The sequence below is a fragment of the Paenibacillus sp. FSL W8-1187 genome, from assembly GCF_037965485.1.
GTDB classification, from domain to species: domain Bacteria; phylum Bacillota; class Bacilli; order Paenibacillales; family Paenibacillaceae; genus Paenibacillus_O; species Paenibacillus_O pasadenensis.
Genome location: NZ_CP150181.1, coordinates 3190884 through 3208585, shown reverse-complemented (window position 1 = coordinate 3208585; position 17702 = coordinate 3190884). Strand labels below are relative to the sequence as shown.

At 66.5% G+C, this 17702-nt stretch carries 10 protein-coding genes; 9 read left to right on the top strand and 1 reads right to left on the bottom strand.

Features of this window, described 5'->3' with window-relative positions:
- Window positions 1-498 precede the first annotated feature (498 nt).
- Genes NYE40_RS13945 through NYE40_RS13935 form a run of 3 tightly spaced genes read left to right on the top strand, consistent with a single transcriptional unit; the run spans window position 499 to window position 4632 of the window.
- Window positions 499-2190: a spore germination protein gene (locus NYE40_RS13945; protein ID WP_228551547.1), complete on the top strand. Its 1692-nt coding sequence runs from the start codon at window positions 499-501 to the stop codon at window positions 2188-2190.
- Window positions 2187-3416, top strand: a complete 1230-nt coding sequence (locus NYE40_RS13940) for a Ger(x)C family spore germination protein (RefSeq protein ID WP_052332828.1) — start codon at window positions 2187-2189, stop codon at window positions 3414-3416. Before NYE40_RS13945 ends, NYE40_RS13940 begins: the two co-directional genes overlap by 4 nt.
- A 7-nt stretch (window positions 3417-3423) precedes the next feature.
- A complete protein-coding gene (locus tag NYE40_RS13935; protein WP_339278573.1) occupies window positions 3424-4632 on the top strand; it encodes an endospore germination permease in 1209 nt (402 codons plus the stop codon).
- Between the two features lie 175 nt (window positions 4633-4807).
- Here the strand turns inward: NYE40_RS13935 and NYE40_RS13930 are convergent, their stop codons facing one another.
- The gene (locus tag NYE40_RS13930; RefSeq protein ID WP_028596860.1) at window positions 4808-6883 is read right to left on the bottom strand and encodes a GxGYxYP domain-containing protein; all 2076 of its coding nucleotides are present in this window, start codon (window positions 6881-6883) and stop codon (window positions 4808-4810) included.
- A gap of 333 nt (window positions 6884-7216) precedes the next feature.
- Here NYE40_RS13930 and NYE40_RS13925 point away from each other — a divergent pair, with 333 nt between their 5' ends.
- The 6 genes from NYE40_RS13925 (at window position 7217) to NYE40_RS13900 (ending at window position 17696) form a co-directional block, all read left to right on the top strand.
- The gene (locus tag NYE40_RS13925; RefSeq protein WP_028596859.1) at window positions 7217-8389 is read left to right on the top strand and encodes a GntR family transcriptional regulator; all 1173 of its coding nucleotides are present in this window, start codon (window positions 7217-7219) and stop codon (window positions 8387-8389) included.
- Window positions 8390-8543: 154 nt separating this feature from the next.
- The gene (locus tag NYE40_RS13920; RefSeq protein ID WP_101809263.1) at window positions 8544-11561 is read left to right on the top strand and encodes a glycoside hydrolase family 38 C-terminal domain-containing protein; all 3018 of its coding nucleotides are present in this window, start codon (window positions 8544-8546) and stop codon (window positions 11559-11561) included.
- A 106-nt stretch (window positions 11562-11667) separates the two neighbouring features.
- Window positions 11668-12582, top strand: a complete 915-nt coding sequence (locus NYE40_RS13915; protein ID WP_339278572.1) for an ABC transporter permease subunit — start codon at window positions 11668-11670, stop codon at window positions 12580-12582.
- An 18-nt stretch (window positions 12583-12600) separates the two neighbouring features.
- Window positions 12601-13497, top strand: a complete 897-nt coding sequence (locus NYE40_RS13910) for a carbohydrate ABC transporter permease (protein WP_028596856.1) — start codon at window positions 12601-12603, stop codon at window positions 13495-13497.
- A gap of 91 nt (window positions 13498-13588) precedes the next feature.
- Window positions 13589-15232, top strand: coding sequence for an extracellular solute-binding protein (locus tag NYE40_RS13905; RefSeq protein ID WP_028596855.1), 1644 nt, complete (start codon window positions 13589-13591; stop codon window positions 15230-15232).
- A gap of 31 nt (window positions 15233-15263) precedes the next feature.
- Complete coding sequence (locus tag NYE40_RS13900; RefSeq protein ID WP_127464537.1) at window positions 15264-17696, top strand: hypothetical protein; 2433 nt, start codon at window positions 15264-15266, stop codon at window positions 17694-17696.
- Window positions 17697-17702: the final 6 nt, after the last annotated feature.

Below are 17702 nucleotides of genomic sequence, written 5' to 3'. Positions count from 1 at the left end.
GCAGTCCGGGTTCCAGCCGTTGCAATCGTTGCAGTCGTCCCGTCTGGCCTTGCCTTCGCCTCGAGCGGCGGCAAGGTTTTTTTGGCGTTAAAGCGAGCCTATCTTCGCGGGCGGGTTAGGGGATGGAACGAACAAGGGGAGGCCTTGCCCCGTTTTTCGGGCTGCAGCCTTGGCATCGCGTGCCGGGGAGTCTGCAGCCCGATTTTTTTTCGTCAAAGGACTTCTGCACGGCCCCAGAGTCCGTCTCACCGTCCATTCGGTTAGACGAGGCGATGTCGATCCGGAGGAGAACACACTCGTCAGTGGTAAATGTACCGCTGCTGGAGCTGCTGACGCGCCCTGCGCGCGGAAAAACCGCGCGAAGCCAGCGCAGCGCGCGTCCTCCATATTCCCCCGGCAACGTTCGAAAAAGCGAGGAGCGAGCCGCAGCATGGAGCGGACATAATTTTCCTGTTCCTGGCCCAAAATAAGGACGACTTGGCAAAGGAGGGACAAGAGATGGAAAGCGGCGGCGGAAACAAGACGGCCAGATCCGGTCCGGGAGCGTCGGACGGAACCGGAGCGGGAAGCGGCGGCGCGCGGAGCGGCGCCGGCGATACAAGCGCCGCGGACCGGAGCGGCGGCGGAGCGGAGAAGCGGACGGGGGGCCCGCTGAAGGCGGCCCCTTCGCCCGGCCGGCGCAAAAGCGCGACGCCGCTCAGCGCGTCGCTGGCGGCGAACGCGCAGGCGATTCGCCGCCAATTCGGCGATTCCGCCGATCTGCGGCTGCGGATGACGGAATCGCCGGCTTTTCCGGGCGTCCGCCTCGCCGTGCTCTACCTGCAGGGCATCGTGGACGAGAACGGCATCCGCGAGAGCATTCTCGACAAGCTGCAATCGGCACCTCCGCCCGCGGAGGAAGGCCGCCGCGCAGACCGCGGCGGGCTGGCCGAGGCGACGGAGCGACTGCGCGCGGGCGTCATCACCGCCGGCCTGACCGAGCCGGTGGCGACGATCGAGAAGGCGCTCGACTCGCTGCTGCTCGGCTGCTGCCTCATCCTGATCGACGGCAGCGGCACGGCGCTCGCCGCCGACGCCGACGGGGGAGAGCGGCGCCCGGTCGGGGAGCCGATCTCGCAGACGGTCATCCGCGGGCCGCAGCAGGGCTTCACGGAGTCGATCGGCACGAATCTCGGCCAGCTGCGCCGCATCATCCGCTCGGAGCGGCTGATCGTGGAGTCGCGGCGCATCGGCCGCCAGACCTGCACGGAGGTGGCGCTCGTCTACCTCAAGGACACGGCCCGTCCGGAGCTGGTCGAGGAGGCGCGGCGCCGGCTGGCGGCGATCGACGTCGACGGCGTCATCGACAGCGGCTACCTCGAGGAGTATATCCAGGACAAGACGTTCACGTTTTTTCCGACGCTGCTCAATACGGAGCGGCCGGACCAGACGGCCGCCTACCTACTGGAGGGCCATGTGGCGATCCTCTCCGACGGAAGCCCGTTCGCGCTGCTCGCGCCGGTCACGCTGTACCGCTTCTTCCAGTCGCCGGAGGACTATTACCAGCGCTTCGACATCGCCAGCTTCCTGCGCCTCATACGCATGGGCGCCTTTCTGATTTCCCTGCACCTGCCGGCGCTGTACATTGCGATCACGACCTTCCATCAGGAAATGATGCCGACCAATCTGCTCATCAGCCTGTCCGCCCAGAGGGAGGGCGTTCCGTTCCCGGCGCTCGTGGAGGCGCTGCTGATGGAGCTGACGTTCGAGGTGCTGCGCGAGGCGGGCGTGCGCATGCCGAGGGCGATCGGACCGGCGATCTCGATCGTCGGCGCGCTCGTCATCGGCACGGCGACCGTGCAGGCGGGGCTCGTCTCCGCCGCGATGGTCATCATCGTCGCCTTCACGGCGATCTCGAGCTTCGTCGCGCCGCAGGTCAACATCGCGAACGCCGCCCGCCTGATGCGCTTCCTGTTCATGCTGAGCGCGGGCGTGCTCGGGTTCGTCGGCATCATCTCCCTGGACCTTATCCTCATCATCCACTTGGCGGGGCTGCATTCGTTCGGGATTCCGTACCTCGCGCCGATGGCGCCCTGGGTCAAAGGAAGCTGGCGGGATACGATCCTGCGCATGCCGCGCTGGAGCATGACGCTGCGTCCCGCGCTGGCCCGCAAAGGAAGCCGCAAGCGGCAGGCCGGCGGCAAGCCATGAGGCGGCTCGCGGCGCTCGCGCTGCTGCTCGCGCTGCTCCCGCTCGGCGCGGCGGGCTGCTGGGACCGGCAGGAGCTCAACGAGCTCGGCATCATCTCGGCGACCGGGGTAGACGTGACGGAGAGCGGGCGCTGGAAGCTCAGCTATCAGCTCGTCATCCCGAGCGCGATCTCGGCCCAGGGCTCGTATGTGGGCACGGGCCATGCGCCGGTCAATGTGTTCACGACCGAAGGCGACAGCTTCCGGGGCGCGGTGTCCAAGGCGACCCAGGAGATGTCGCGGCGGCTTTATTTCGCCCACAACCAGGTCGTCATCGTCGGCGAAGCGGCCGCCCGCAAGGGCATCGCCGAGCTGATCGAAGCTTACATGCGCAACGGCGACTCGCGCGAGACCGTCATGATGTTCGTCACGGAGGGCAGCGCGCGCTTGGTTCTCGAGCAGCTGCTGCCGATGGAGAAGATTTCCGGGGCGGGCATCGTCCGGCTCATCACGCAGGAGGAGAAGCAGGGAGGCAACTTCCGCCAGATGACGGTGTTCGACGTCGCGCAGGAGCTGCTCAGTCCGATCCGCACGACCGGCGTGCCGGGCATCGGACTGAGCGGATCGGACGAGCCGGTGGACACCGTGGATGCGGCCAAGATGACGCATACCGGCGCCAAGGTAAGGCTGCAGAAGCTCGGCGTCTTCAAGGAGGACCGGCTCGTCGGCTGGCTCTCCACGCATGAGACGCGCGGCCTCATGTGGGTCAAGGGAAAGGAACGGGAGACGACCGTCTCCTTCGGCTGTCCGGACGCCAGGCTGAAGCGCAACAGCATCCGCCTCAAGCAGGTCCGGACGCAGGTGATTCCGACGCGCAAGCCGGACGGGGGCTGGCTCATGCGGGTGAAGGCCGAGGCGGCCGGCACGCTGCTCGAGTACAACTGCAAGGGAGCGCTCGACAAGCCCGCCGACCTGCTGGAGCTGGAGCTGCGGATCGCGCAGGAGCTCAAGTCGGACATGGAGGACGGCATCAAGGCCTCGCAGAGGCTGGGGACGGACCTGACCGGCTTCGGCAACGAGCTGAGGCTCCGCTATCCGAAGGAATGGAAGGCGCTCGAGCAGGAATGGAACGACAGGCTGTTCCCGCAGCTCGAGACCCAGCTGGACGTCGCCGTATCGATCGTCCGGACCGGACGGAGCAACGGCTCCTATGAGCAGGCGGCCGAGGACAGCCGCGGGAAGGAGTGAGGGCGGCATGAGCAAGCCGGAAGGAATAAGCGCCGGGCAGATCGGGATCTTCCTGATCCTATTCTGCATCGGCAGCACGCCGATGTTCGAGCTCGGCATCGACGCGAGGCAGGATTCGTGGATCGCCCTCGGCGCCGCCGCGATCGCCGGCCTGGGCGTGCTGTGGGGCTACCGGACGCTGCAAAACCGGGCTCCGGAGGAAGATCTCGCCGGGCTGTTCAAGCTGCATTTCGGCCGGGCGATCGGCACGGCGCTCGGGCTGGCGATGGGCTTGCTGCTCGCCTACGAGTCGATGCGGAACGTCCGCGACTTCGGCGAGCTGACGAGCATGACGCTGCTGCCGGAAACGCCGATCTGGTGCGTCATGCTGCTTATTACGGGCATCGCGTTTTATACCGTCACCAAAGGGGTCGAGACGTTTTTCCGGATCACGCAGATTCTGCTGCCTGCGCACGCGGGCAGCTACGTGCTGCTGCTCGTGCTGCTGCTGGCCTCCGGGCGGATCGAGCCGGACCGGCTGCGGCCGATGCTGGAGAACGGCCTCGGTCCGGTGCTGGATACGGCGTTTCCCGACCTGCTCGCCTTTCCGTTCAGCCAGACGATCGTGCTGCTCGTCTATTGGAAATACGCCGCCGCCAGCAAGCGGGCGGGCGCGGCCAGCTACGGCGCCTACGCCGTCGTGGCTCTGTTCCTGGTCGCCGTCAACGCCGTCATCATGATGGTGCTCGGCCCGGCCATCGCCTCGATCAAGGCGCTGCCGACGCTGGAGGCGGTCGAGCTGATCCGGCTGGCCAGCTTCATCGAGCGGCTCGACATCCTCGTCACGCTGCTGCTCTACATCGGCCTGTACGTCAAGATCTCGGCCCTCTATCTGGCGTCCGCGCTGCTGCTGCGCTCCGCCTGCGGCTTGCCGCTGCCGGCCGGCGCCCTGATGATCGGACCGATCATCTACGGGGCGGCGTTCCTGGAGCCGACGAACACGTTCCATCTGTGGCTCGGTCTGGAGCTGTCGCTCAAGCTGACGCCGATCTACCAGCTGCTGCTCCCGGCGCTCATGCTCGTCATGGGCATCGGCTGGGTGAAGCGCAAGGCGGAGCGGCAGCGCGCGGAGGGAGGCCGAGCCGGCGCAGGCAAGACCGGCGCAGGCAAGGCCGGCGGAGCGGACGGAGCGAAGGGCGGAAGCCGAAGCGGCGGGGAGCCGCGATCCTCGTCTTGAGCCCGGTCCTTGGTTCGCAAGCGAAAAAGCCCTTGGACGCGTCCAAGGGCTTTTTTGGCGCTGCGCCGCCTCGGCCGGCCGCGCTGCCCGCGTCCGCGCACGGAAAACGGACGCGAACGGCGGCGGGCCGGGCAGGGGCAGGGGCGCCATGCGGCGGATCACGCCATGCGGCGGATCAGCGCTTGAGGCCGTTCGCCTCGCGCACGAGCGAGAAATACGGATCGGCGAGGACCGCCTCGAATTCCGGTCCGAGGGAGCCGTTCAGGGCGGCGACGTCCGTCGGCGTCAAGCTCCAGGCGAGCAGGCCGAGCGAGACGAAGAGCGGCGACTTGCCGTCCCAGCCTGCCTTGGCCGCGGCGAGGACCCGCTTCCCGTCGTCGACCGTGCCGATGCCTTGGATCGTCGAGATCGGCAGCTTGTTTTGGGCGATCTCGACGCCGAACCGGTCCTCCCAGCTGAGGAACAGGCCGGGAGCATCGTACTCGTCGGCATAGGCGCTCGCCTTGGCGGCGCTGAGCGGCACGTTGTCGCTGTCGATGCGGTTGAGCACGTAGGGAATCGTCATGCCGGTCTTTTTCAGATACGGATACGTCTGCTTCAGGAAGGACGCGAACGTGCTGTCCGGCCAGGCTTCGGGATAGAAGTAGCCGGCTCCGGAAGGACCGGAGACGAGCTGGTCGTTCGGCGTCGCCGTCTTCAGGTAATACTGGAGCATCGCCGGCGCGCCGTCCAGCAGCAGCGGGCTTGACGTCCAGTTGATCGGCACCTGGCCGCGCGCGGGATCGTCCCAAAGGACGCGCATCCGGTGCTGGTTGTACTGGAAGTTGTCGCCTTCGCTGAACGTATAGCTGACGTAGATCTTGTTCTGGAGCTTCGGCGCCTTGGCGGGCTTGAGCGGCGCGCCGATCGGGCGCTCGCCGGAGAAGACGGTCAGGTTGCTGAACCAGTCGGCGGCGAGCACGTAGACGCTATGCCGCGAAGCGATCTCCACGCCGCTGAACTCTCCGGCCGTATCGTTGCTGAACCAGCCGAGGTAGGGCGTGCCGGGGGCGGTATCCGCGAGAATGCGCTCGAACAGCTCCCGCTCCCGGGGGAGGTTCGGGTCGAGCCAGAACACCATCGCCTTGTTGGCGACGGCATAGTCCCGCAGGTAGCCGTACGGCTCCTTCTGCTCGGACGTGGGCGGCTGCGCGCTGCCGGCGCTGACCTTGAACTGGTTCCACATCTCGACGGCGGCGGTCAGCTTTTTGGCGCCTGCGGGCGGCGTGAAGCGGTAGACGAAGTAGCGTCCGTTGTCGGCGAAGCGGTGGCCGCCGCTGCCTTCCGATGCTTGCGACTGCTGGGCGTCGTACAGATAAGGCTGCTCCTGCGGAGTGCCGGCGACGAAGCGGGCGATCTCCTGCCCGTCGGCCTGGACCGCCACCTCATGGACGGCAGGGCCCCAGCCGTCCTGCGGGAAGGCGTCGTCGAAGCGCAGGTAGACCGATTCCTGGCCGAGGAACGGCGACAAATCCAGCTCGTACACCTTGCGGTTGGCCGCGTCCCGCTCCTGCGCCGTCTCCTCGGCGACCGTCTTGAACGAGGACGGGATGCCGCTCTCCGGCAGGCGGACGGACGTATCCGGGCTCAGTCCGACGAGCATGCGCCGCGTCGTCCGGCTCCACAGCTGCTCGTACTGCCAGGCGTAGGCGTCGAGACGGTCCTTGAAGCGTCCCCGCAGATCGTCCAGCACGGGGAAGGCATACGGCGGGGCGGTCAGCTTCTCGGCCAGCTCGGGGCTGGCGACGACGGCGCTTTTGATTCCGGCGAGCGTCGTGGCGACGTTGATCGAATCGGGCAGCTGCGGATCGTAGACGATGATTCCTTTGACGTCCTGCTTGAACTTGTCGAGAATCGACCATTCGCTGTCGCGGACCTTGTAGGGGACGTCCAGCTCGTTCAGCCAGGCGAACTTGCCCTCTTCCTTGTTCTCAAGCAGGTAAATGCGCGGCTCGCTGCGGTTGACGAGGCCCTGCAGCGTAGCGAAAAGCAGCTTGACGTCGCCCGGGGCGTCGTAGATGTCCGCGACCTCGAGCTGCTTGACCTTCGCGAAGCGGGGCAGCTGCTGCTGCGCGGGCCAGGAGATGGAGCCGGACGGCGGCTTGGCGGCTCCGGCCGCGGCATCCGCAGGGCCGGGCTCGGCGGACGCGCCGAGGCCGAACGATCCGAAGCAGGCAAGCGCGAGAGCGGCGGCGGTAAGCTTGCGTTTCATTAACAAAAGCACCTCTTTTTCTCAGAATGGCGAAACAAGGGCGGGATGTCGCGGCCGGCGAGGCCGCAAGCTTGCCTTCACCTCCTCGGCGGAGAATGGAGGACTGAAATCGCTTGCATTTATATTTAATATATTTTACATATATGATTCAAGGGCTTCGACAAATTCGGAGCGCAAAATGCATCGAAGGGCGCCCGGCCAGGACCATCGTCATACGAGAAAACGGCGCGGGATGCGGCTTTGAGCCCATGTCGCCGGAGGGCGGCGGTTGCTTCTCGAGGACTCAGCCTATATCATATATACAAATCTCGAACCGAAACTGGTGATGGAACGATGAGCTCGACCGAACGAACGCCGCTGTACCAGAAAATTCAAGACTACATCCGCGAGCGGATCGAAAGCGAAGGCCTCAAGGCCGGCGACCGCATCCCGACGGAAAAAGAGCTGATGGAGCAGTTCAACGTCAGCAAGATCACGGTCGTCAACGCCCTCTCGGGCCTCGCCAACGAAAGGTGGATCACCCGCGTGCCGGGGCGGGGCAGCTTCGTGAGCGACCGGACGGCAGGGGCCGCAGCCGCCGGCGCGCCCGCCGGCCTGGCGCCGCATGACGCCTCGCCGGCCGCAGCCCCGCGCGGGCGGACCGGGCTGATCGGGCTCGTCATGCCGTCCATCGACGACTATTTTGCGATCCGGCTCATCGACGGCGCCCGCAGGGCGCTCGAGCGGCGCGGCTACCGGAGCGTCATCCTGCTGTCCGGCGGCCAGCTGGAGCAGGAGAAGGAAGCGATCAAGACGCTGAAGGAGATCGGTGCCGAGGGGCTGCTCATCTTCCCCGTGGACGAGGAGCAGTACAACGAGGAGATCCTCGCGATGAAGTTCGCGGGCTTCCCGTTCGTGCTGATGGACCGCTACCTGCCCGGCGTGGAGACGAATTACATCGCCGCCGACGGGCGGCTCGGCACCTCGCTCGCCGTCGACCATCTGTGGGAGCTCGGCCACCGCGAGATCGCCATCTGCTCCGACTCGCCGATCCAGACCGTCACCGTGCAGGAGCGGATCGAAGGGTATATCGACGGCTTGCGGCGCAAGGGCGCGCTCATCAATCCCGCGCATATGATCAGCGGGTTCCGGGTGGACAGCCTCAAGGAAGCGGAGTCGCATCCGCTGTTCCGGTATATTCGCAACCGGATGGCGACCGCCTACATTACGCTGAACGGCCGCCTCGCCGTGCAGATCTACCAGATGGCGAAGCAGGCGGGGCTGCGCGTGCCGGAGGATCTGTCGATCGTCAGCTTCGACGATCCGACCTCGATCGTGGACGAGTTCAGCCTGTTCACCCATATCCGCCAATTCGAGTCCGACATGGGCGCGCAGGCCGCCGACAAGCTGCTGGAGGTCATCCAGGCGGGCGGCGGGGCGGGCGGACGCTACGCGAAGACGCTGCTCGAGCCCGAGCTGGTCGTCCGCCAGACGTCCGGACCGCCGCCTGCGGCGGACGCCGTTTAGCTTGATCAAGCGAGAAACGCCAGCCGGCTCCTCAGGGAGCCGGTTTTTTTGTGGTTTATAAAAATATATTGAACATATACAATGCATCGATTATAGTTGGGGGGAAGAAAGTGGAGCTTGAGGGCGGGCTCGCCAAAAAGGAGACGATGAACGCATGCCATATGAAGTCATCCGGCCTGAGCAGTTGAAGGGCGTGCTGGAGCGCCTGCAGGCGGGCATTTACGAGCCGATCGCCGAGCTGAGCGTATCGGCCTGGGTCACCCCGGAGCCGGTGCCCTATGGGGAGCGGCGCTCCGGACGGCCGCTGCGGCTGCAGCCCGGCGACCGCTGGGGCGAGCTGTGGGACTGCGCCTGGTTCCATTTTTCCGGACGCGTGCCCGAGCGCGCCAAGGACGCCAAGGTCGTGCTGCTGATCGACGTGAACGGCGAGCTGTGCCTCGTCGACGAGGAAGGCTCCCCGGTCCAGGGCCTGACCAACATCAATTCCGAGTTCGACTTCTCGCTCGGGCTCCCGGGTAAGCGGGTCGTGCTCGTGAGCGAGCGCGCGAGCGGCTCGGAGACGATCGACCTGTGGGCCGACGCGGGCTGCAACGATCTGTTCGGCCGATATCGCAGCGGTACGCTCAAGGAAGCGGTCGTGGCGACATGCCGGGAGGAGCTGCGGCAGCTGTACTACGACTTCGAGGTGCTGCTGGAGACGGCCGAGCGGCTGCCGGCCGGATCCGCGCGCAAGGAGCGGATTTTCCGGACGCTGCATGACGCCTCGCATCGGCTCGCGAGCCTGACGGACGAGCGGATCGCCGAGGCGCGCCGCATGCTGGCCGAGCTGCTGGCCAAGCGAGGCGGGGATCCCGTGCTGACGATCAGCGCGATCGGCCACGCGCATATCGACCTGGCCTGGCTGTGGCCGATCCGGGAGACGATCCGCAAGGGCGCGCGCACGTTCTCCACGGCGCTGCGGATGATGGAGCGCTACCCGGACTACGTGTTCGGCGCGAGCCAGCCGCAGCTGTACGATTGGATGAAGCGCCATTATCCGAAGCTGTACCGCGAGATCAAGGAACGCGTCGCCGAGGGGCGCTGGGAGCCGCAGGGGGCGATGTGGGTCGAGTCGGATACGAACGTGCCCGGAGGCGAGTCGCTCGTCCGCCAGCTGCTTTACGGCAAGCGGTATTTCCAGCAGGAGTTCGGGCAGGAGATGAAGTCGCTGTGGATGCCGGACGTGTTCGGCTATACGGCGAGCCTGCCGCAGCTGCTCAAAAAGGCCGGCGTCGACTACATGATGACCCAGAAGCTGAGCTGGAGCGTCTACAACAAGCATCCGCACCACACGTTCCACTGGGAGGGGATCGACGGCTCGCGCGTGCTGACGCATATGCCGCCGGAGGATACCTACAATAGTCCGGCGGCGCCGCGCTCGATCGTCAAGGCGGAGCAGGACTACCTCGACAAGGGCGTCTCGGACCGCGCGCTGATGCTGTTCGGCATCGGCGACGGCGGCGGCGGTCCCGGGGAGGAGCATCTGGAGCGGCTCGCCCGGGAGAAGGACCTGCTCGGCCTCAGTCCGGTGGAGCAGGAGTCGTCGTCGCGCTTTTTCGAGCGCCTTGCGGAAGGAGCGGAACGCTACGAGACGTGGCGCGGAGAGCTGTACCTGGAGAAGCATCAGGGCACGCTGACGAGCCAAGGGCGCAGCAAGCGCTACAACCGCAAGCTGGAGAAGGCGCTGCGCGAGCTGGAGTTCGCCGCCGCGCTGGCGGAGACGGCGGCAGGACGGCCGTACCCGGCCGCGGAGCTGGAGGCGGTGTGGAAGGAGGTGCTCCTTTACCAGTTCCACGACATCCTGCCCGGCTCCTCGATCAAGCGGGTGTACGACGAGTCGCTCGAGCGGTACGAGGCGCTGCTGCGGCAGGTCGAGCGGATGCTCGGCGAAGCCTACGCCGCGGCGGCGGCCGGCGCGGCCGGCACCGCCGTGTTCAACTCGCTTCCGTGGGAGCGGGAGGAGTGGCTGCGGATCGGCGGCCGCTGGCGGCGCGTGGCGGTGCCCGCGATGGGCTTCGCCGCGGTGGATGCGGCGGCCGGCACAGACGAGCCGGAGCCGGCCTTCCCCCGCCTGAAGGTGTCGGCCGAGGAGCGGACGATCGAGAACGGCCTGCTCAAGGTCGCGCTCGGCGCAAGCGGCGGCATCGTCTCGATCTTCGACAAGGAGGCGGGCCGGGAGCTCGTGCAGGCGGGCCGCGAGGCGAATGCGCTGCGCGTCTACGCCGACGACGGAGACGCCTGGGATTTCCGCCAGGACTACCGGGCGGGAGGCGGCGCGGAGCTGTCGCTGCTGCGGCTGGAGGCGTTCGCGGACGGGCCGGTGGCCGGCCTGATGCTCACCTGGGCGACCGGCGAGTCGACGCTGACCCAGCGGGTGGCGCTGACGGACGGCAGCCGCCGGCTCGACTTCGACACCAAGGTCGACTGGCGGGAGTCCGGCAAGATGCTGCGCGCCTCGTTCCCGCTGGCGATCAGGGCCGACCACGCCAGCTGCGACATCCAGTTCGGCTACCTGCGGCGGCCGACGCATCGCAACACGATGTGGGACTACGCCAAGGACGAGATCTGCGCGCATCAGTACGCGGACCTGTCCGAGCCGGACTACGGCGCGGCGCTGCTCAACGACTGCAAGTACGGGCATCGCGCGGAGGGCGGCGAGCTCGACCTCAACCTGCTGCGCAGCCCGTCCTACCCGGATCCCGAGGCCGACCGAGCCGAGCATGAGTTCCTCTACTCCCTCTATCCGCATCCCGGCGATCATGTGCAGGCGCAGGTATGCCGGCGCGGGTACGAGCTCAACGTGCCGCTGCGCCTCGTCGATCCGGCCTCTGCCGCAGCGGGATCAGCGGCGGCCGGCTGGCGTGAGGGCGCTTCGTTCCTGGAGCTGGACCATCCCCATGTGATGGCGGAGGCGGTCAAGCGGGCGGAGGACGGCGACGAGCTGGTCGTGCGGCTGTACGAGACGGCCGGCACGAGGCTGCGGACGAAGCTGCGGCCCGGCTTCCCGGTGTCCGCGGCGCGGCTCGCCGACCTGCTGGAGCGGGACGAGGAGCCGCTCGACCTCGGCGGCGGCGCGGTGGAGCTGGAGTTCGGCCCGTTCGAGGTCAAGACGCTCAAGCTGACGCGGAGCTGAGGCCAGGCTCCGAGCCAGGCGCCATCCGGAGAAGCGGCGCTTTCTGCATGCGGGAGGGCGCCGCCGCATCCGGCTTGATTTTCATCCGACAAGGAGGTCGAAGCCTATGAGGACGAACCCGCTCCTGAAGCGGATCTGGCGGCATCGCCTGCTCTATCTGTTCCTGCTGCCGGCGGTCGTCTGGTTTTTCCTGTTCTCCTACGTTCCTTTGTACGGCATCCAGATCGCGTTCCGCGATTTCCGCTTTTCCGGCGGCTTCACCGGCAGCCCCTGGGCCGGCCTGAAGTACTTCCGCCAGTTTTTCGATTATTATCAGTCCAGCCAGCTGATCCGCAACACGATACTCATCAGCGGCTTGAAGCTGACGATCGGCTTCGCGATGCCGATCGTGCTGGCGATCCTGCTCAACGAGATCCGGAACCTCAAGTTCAAGAAAACTTTGCAAACGCTTTCGTACCTCCCGTACTTCGTCTCCTGGGTCGTCGTCACCCTCATGCAGCGTCTGCTCACGCCTTACGGCGGACCGGTGAACGACCTGCTCGTCTCGTCGGGCCTGCTCAAGGACCCGATCCAGTTCCTCAACAATACGAGCTGGTTCTACCAGATCGTCATCGGCTCGGACATCTGGAAGAACATCGGCTGGAACTCCATCATCTACATGGCGGCGATCGCCGGCATCGACCAGCAGCTGTACGAGGCGGCGAAAATCGACGGAGCCGGGCGGTTCCGCCAGATGTGGCATGTGACGCTGCCGGGCGTGCGCAACATCGCCGTCATCCTGTTCATCCTCGCGGCGGGCAGCCTCATGAGCGCCGGCTACGAGCAGCTGCTGCTGCTGAACGGACCGGCGACCGCCGCGATCGGCAGCGTGCTCGACGTGCATGTCATCGGCGCCGGCATCGGCGAGGGGCGGCTCAGCTACGCGGCCGCAGTCGGCCTGTTCCAGAGCGCGATCGCGCTCGTCCTCATCCTCGCGGTCAACCGGATCGCCCGCAAGGTCAGCGACGTATCCCTTTTCTAACCCGAAAGGAGCATCCGCATGGGAAGGCGCAAGCTCTCGCTGTTCAGCGCGGCCAACTACACGCTGCTCGCGCTGTTCGGCTTCACGATGATCTATCCGTTCATCTACATCCTCGTCTACTCGCTGAACGACGGCAAGGACTCGATGCTCGGAGCGCTCTACTTCTACCCTCGGCAGTTCACGCTCGACAACTACGCCCAGATCTTCGACAACGCGAAAATCTGGCAGGCGTACAAGATCACGCTGCTGCGCACGGCGCTCGGCACGGCGCTGCATGTGGCGCTATGCACGCTGACCGCCTACGCGCTGTCCAAAAAGACGCTGCCGGGGCGGACGTTCTTCACCTTCTACATCTTCCTGCCGACGATTTTCAGCGCGGGCTTCATCCCTTACTTCATCACGCTTCAGAAGCTTCAGCTCATCAACAGCTTCTGGGTGTACGTCATTCCGATGCTGTTCAGCTTCTTCCACATCGTCATCATCCGCACGTTCCTGCAGGGCATCCCGGAGGAGCTGGAGGAGTCGGCGCGCATCGACGGCTACGGCGACTTCCAGATCTTCCTCAAGATCGTCCTGCCGCTGTCGGGGCCGGTGCTGGCGACGATCTCGCTGTTCATCGGCGTCGCCCACTGGAACGACTGGTTCACCGGAGCCTATTACGTCTCCGACAAGAGCCTCATTCCCGTGCAGACGCTGCTGCAGCAGATGCTCACCGAGGCCGAGGCGCTCTCGTCCTCGATGCAGCGGGCCGCCCAGCAGGGCGGGCAGACGATCAACACCGGCGCGGCCGGATCGACGCCGGAGTCGCTGCGGATGGCGCTGCTCGTCGTCACCGTGTTTCCGATCCTGTGCATCTATCCTTTTCTGCAGAAGTACTTCGTCAAGGGCGTCATGATGGGTTCGGTCAAAGGCTAGGATGAACGTCCGCAAGCGGCTGCGGGCGGGAGGTCCGCCGCAGCCGCCGGACTTTGTCATATACCACTTACGACGATCGGGAGGGGTTCTCATGAGGAACAAGCGGATCAAGGCCGCCGCGGCGCTGCTGGCGGCGATGGCGATGGGCGGCTCGCTCATCGGATGCAGCGACGGGGGCGGCGGAGGGAACAGCGGCGACGGCGGCGAGGTGACGCTGAAGATTCTGCACAACTGGAACGGCTCCGGCGCGGGCGACGTGGAGGCGGACTTGACGCCGATCGCCAAGGCGATCCAGGCGAAGACCGGCGTCAAGGTGAAGATGGACTACACGAAGGGCAGCGAGGTCGAAAAGGTGAACCAGATCTTCGCGACGCAGGACCTGCCCGACATCTACACCGGACCGGCCTGGGGCGGGGAGCTGGACGGCATCGTCAAGGCGGCGCGCGAGGACCAGCTCGTCGACCTGTCGGGCAAGCTGGACGCGTATCCGAACCTGTCCCGGGCGATCGCCAAGGAAAACGTGCCGCCGGCGCTGTACGAGAAGGCGATCGGAGCCTTCGGCGACCAGAGCTACATGCTGTTCCAAAACCAGCCGCTGACGGACAAGGACGCCATGGATTGGCTGTACGGCTTTTACGTCCGCAAGGACATCGCCGATCAGGTCGGCGTCGATCCGCAGTCGGTCCGGACGAAGGACGATCTGTACGCCTTCCTCAAGAAGATCAAGGACGCGGATCTGAAGGAGAACGGCATGCCGGTGTTCCCGCTCGGCGGCTTCTCCAACGGCTGGGCCGTCGGCATCGGCAACACGATGTTCTACGGCACGGAGTATTTGGACCAGGGCGGCGGCACGCTCGAGCATGTGTTCTTCACCAAGCCGTACGAGGACTACACGCTGTATTACCGCAAGCTGCTGGCCGAGGGACTGCTCGATCCGGAGGCGTTCACGCAGACCGATCCGATCGCCCAGGAAAAGATCAAGCAGGGCCGCATCGCCGTGCTGGCGGCGCATCTGCCGGCGATCATCGACGCCTCCAAGGATTATGTGAAAGCGCATCCAGGCAGCGACTACGTGCCGATCGGGCCGCTGGAGCGGGCCGGCGCCGAGCCGGATCGTCCCGTCGATCTCGGCATCCAGGGCAACAACGTCACCGTCATCACCAAGGCATGCAAAAATGTCGACGCGGCGCTCAAGCTGCTGGAGTTCCTCGCCTCGGAGGAAGGCTTCAAGCTCGTCCGCTACGGCATCGAGGGCACGCATTACGACATGGTGGACGGCAAGCCGGTCGCCAAGGCGGAGTTCTTCGACAAGTTCGCGGCCGACACGACGGGCAAGGCCAAGAAAAACGAGGGCTTCGCGACCGGCTTCGAGGACATGACCGGCCAGGACCGGACGAACACGCTCGGCGGCGACATCTGGGCGGACCAGGAGCGGATCGCCAAGATGGAAAGCGCGCGCAAAATCCTCCGTCCGAACGGCATCTCCGTCATCTCGGCCTACAACGCCGCCGACGTCATGGCCAAGTCGCCGCAGTGGGAGGAGCTCAAGCCGTCGATGGACAAAATCGGCGACGTCTGGAAGGAAGCGGTATTCGCCAAGTCCGACGAAGCGGCGCTGGACATCATCGGCGCGCTGCGCGAGCAGATCAAGAAGACCGGCTATCCGGAGGCGATCCAGTATGTGAACGAGAACCTGAAGGGCAAGGAAGTCGTGCAGCTGCAGATGCCGAACTGATCCGGGCGCTTGCCTGAAAGGAGGCCGCGACATGAAGCGGGAGGAAGCGGGCCGGCAGGAGCGGACGGGATTCCAGGAATCCCGTCCGTACGGGCCCAAGTACGATCTGCGGACGGATTTCGTCATGGTGTACGGCATTTCGGACGATCTGCCCGAGCGGATCGAGGGCTGGAGGAAGGCCGGCTACACGATCCATCTCATGACCGGCGTCTCGTGGGGCGAGTACCAGGATTACCTGTACGGCAGGTTCGACGGGCGGGAGCACTGGGACGAGGCGCAGACGCTGCGCTCCGGCGACCCGATGCTGCACGGCAAGGACGTGCCGTACATGGCGCCGACGATCTCGTTCGCCCGGTATTTGGCGGAGCAGATCCGCCGGGCGATCGACTGCGGCGTCGAGGCGATCCATCTGGAGGAGCCGGAGTTCTGGGCGCAGTCGGGCTACGAGGAGGCGTTCAAGCGGGAGTGGCGGAGCTATTACGGCGAGGACTGGCAGGAGCCGCATCGCTCGCCGGACGCCCAGTACCGGGCCTCGAAGCTGAAGGCGGCGATGTACGCGCGCACGCTCGAGCGCATCTGCGGCGAGATGAAGGAATACGCGCTCGTCGCCTATGATCGGGCGATCCGCTTCTACGTGCCGACGCACAGCCTGATCAACTACGCCCAGTGGCGGATCGTCAGCCCAGAGGCGCTGCTCGTCTCGATGCCGTCATGCGACGGCTATATCGCCCAGATCTGGACCGGCACGGCGCGCACGGCCAACGTCTATCGGGGCGTGCGCCGCGAGCGCACGTTCGAGACGGCCTATTTGGAATATGGCATCATGCAGGAGCTGACGCGCGGCACCGGCCGCGAGATGTGGTTCCTGCACGATCCGATCGAGGACAATCCGCGCTACAGCTGGAGCGACTACCGCCGCAACTACCGGGCGACGGTCGTCGCCTCCCTGCTGCATCCGGACGTGAAGCAGTACGAGGTGTGCCCGTGGCCGTGGCGGGTGTTCGAGCTGGACTATCCGACCGAGGACGGCAGCGGCAAGGAGCCGATCCCCGAAGCCTACAAGACGGAGCTGCTGACCGTCATGAACCTGCTGCGAGACATGCATCGCCACGAGGAGGCTCCCGATCCGTCCGGCGCCGGGGCCGGACCGTCCGGCATCGGCCTCTGCCTGGCCAACTCGTCCATGTACCAGCGGGGCGACGTGCTCGGGGAGGGAGAGGACGGAGGCGAGTTCAACTACGACGGCACGAAGGCGGCGGACGGACTGACGACGCGGCAGCTGGAGCTGCTGGACTTCTCGGCCTTTTACGGACTGGCGCTGCCGCCGGTCAAGAAGGGCATCCCGCTGCGCCCGGTCCAGCTCGACAACATCCTGACGTTCCCCGGCTATCTCGAGGGCTACCGCGTCCTGCTGCTCAGCTACGAGTTCATGAAGCCGGAGCATCCCGGCATCCATCAGGCGCTCGCCCAATGGGCGCGGGAGGGCGGCGTGCTGATCTATGCCGGCGACGGCTCGGATCCGTTCCACGGCGTGCGCGAATGGTGGAATCGCGGGGCGGGAAGCCGCGTCTACGAGCGTCCCGAGCAGCATCTGTTCGAGGCGATGGGGCTAGGCCGGGAACCGGAGCCGGGCGAGCATGCCGTCGGGGAGGGCGCGCTGCTGCATCTGCGCTGCCATCCGGCCGAGCTGTCGCGCTCCGCGGCAGGCGCGGAGCGCGTGCTCGGCGCGATCCGGCGCGCGCTGGAGCTGCGCGGCGAGGCGGACGACTACCGCGAGAGCGGCTTGCTGCGCATCCGGCGCGGTCCTTATGTGATCGCGCATGCGCTGGACGAGAGCGAAGCGGCAGGCGGCTCGGCCGTGCTCGAGGGAGCGTTTGTCGATCTGTTCGACGCGGAGCTGACGGTGCGGAATCGGATCGAGCTCGCGCCGGGCGAGGACGCCCTGCTGTACGATCTGGGCGAAGCGGCCGGCGGCTGGGGCGAGGAGGAGCCGGCGCAGGCGGGCTCCGCGCACGGCGGCCCGGGAGCGGGAGCGGAGGAGGCGGGGTCCGCGCACGGCGGCCCGGGAGCGGGAGAGGCGGAGGCGGGGTCCGCGCACGGCGGCCCGGGAGCGGGAGCGGCACAGGCAGGCTCTGCGCACGCCGGCCCGGGAGCGGCGGAGGCGGCGCGGCGCGCCTCCGTGCTTGTCAGCTCCTCCCGCGTCCGGGACGCGGCTCGGGAAGGCGGACGGTTCCGCTACGTGTCGGAGTCGCCGTCCGAGATGACGGTGAGCACGAGGCTGCGCGCTTGTTCCATGCCGAGCCGCATCCGCGCCTGCGCGGCGGATACCCCGCTGGCCGGGCCGGGCGCTGACGCATCCGGCGGCCATGCGGTAGAGGCGGAGTTCCATGCCGCCTCGTCCACGCTGCTGCTGCGCCACGAAGGCCGCCCTGCGGGCGTCCGCGTCGAGCTGGAGTGGCTCTGACAAAAG